Source organism: Dietzia sp. UBA5065, from assembly GCA_002415925.1.
Classification (GTDB): Bacteria; Actinomycetota; Actinomycetes; order Mycobacteriales; family Mycobacteriaceae; genus Dietzia.
This window is the reverse complement of the sequence record DIAZ01000075.1, coordinates 34,709-35,225: the sequence shown is the minus strand read 5'-3', so window position 1 is coordinate 35,225 and position 517 is coordinate 34,709. Positions and strand designations below refer to the sequence as shown.

Genomic DNA, 517 nt, shown 5'->3' with positions numbered 1-517 from the left:
AGCGCCTGTTCTCGGCTGATGACCAGTGCGTGGCCGCGGAGCTCCGAGGTCCACGCGGCCAGCACGTCGTTCGCAGACCCGTCTCGGGCGTAGACGTGGCGGACGCGGGCCTCACCGGCGACGGTGTCGACGTCGGCCAGGAGGGCGGGGGAGAAGTCGATGTCGACGACGGTCTCGGCGGTGACCATCCCGTGGTCGGCGGTGAGGAGGAGAGTGCAGCCGTGGGGCAGGTCGGCGGCGAGGTCGGCGACAAAGGCATCGACCTCCCGCAGCGACCGCACCCATTCCGGGGAGCCCGGTCCGTGGATGTGGCCCACGAGGTCGAGATCGCCGAAGTAGGCGTAGACGAAGCGTCGCGTGCGGGACGGACCGCCGACGCTGTCCAGGACGCCCCGGCGGACCTCGTCGAGGGAGCTCGCCGGCAGGTAGGCGCCGTCGGCGCGGAACGCCGCGCGCGTGAGGCCGGAATCGCGGAAATCCTCACGCATGACATAGGTGACCTCGACGCCCTGCGCCG

1 protein-coding gene is annotated in these 517 nt (G+C 71.6%); it reads right to left on the bottom strand.

From position 1 onward, the window contains the following. Positions 1-517: alkaline phosphatase family protein (locus B4M60_RS05810; protein ID WP_291081171.1), on the bottom strand; the 517-nt coding region annotated here is incomplete at both ends.